Consider the following 696-nt stretch of genomic DNA (forward strand, 5'->3'; position numbering starts at 1 on the left):
GAGAACTTCGATGCTCACACGACGATTGGTTAGGCGGACGGCTGGCGTTTGTCCTTCATACAAAGGCAATGTGTCGCCAACAGATTTGGTTTGTACACGGTCTGACGTTACACCGAACACACTCAAGTATCGTTTAACTTGCTCGGCTCGTTCCTGTGCTAGTTTTTTATTGTGCTCAGGCGTACCCGTGACGTCCGCATGGCCAGTGACAACCAGAGACAGAGCAGGGTGGTCGCGCAGAATATAAGCGGCTTCTGCCAAGTGTCCCATGTACTTCGGATTGATCTCCGCAGAATCAATGGCAAACTGATTATCGACGTTGAGTAGCGCATAAATATCGGCGACGATGTTTAGGTCATTCCTTAGCGCATCGATGTCGTCCGGCGGCGTGCAAGCGGTTTGCGTAAGTACGTAGTCGAGTTGCTGCTCAAGCTGGTTTAATCGACGACGCTGGATGACCAGGTCATTGGCGGCATCAAGCAGTAAACCGCCTTCTAGTTCACGAGCAATGCGATTTTGCTTCTCGAGTGCTTGCACCACTGCAGCAGGGAAGCACCAACGAGCGCCTTCTTGAATCAAAGCGTCGAGATGAAGCTTGGTCAACTGCCAATCGAATCGCAATCCATGCTCTGGGCCCAATGGTTCATCTGGCATCACAGGCGAGAACTGATAGTTCTCAATCGAAATATCTTGATA

The 696-nt window shown here is 50.7% G+C and carries 1 protein-coding gene; it reads right to left on the minus strand.

Features of this window, described 5'->3' with window-relative positions; translation table 11 throughout:
- Positions 1-696, minus strand: a 696-nt coding sequence (locus R7040_RS26710; protein ID WP_318097620.1) for an OmpA family protein, incomplete at both ends; no start/stop codon positions are given.

This window comes from Vibrio sp. 1069 (assembly GCF_033340555.1).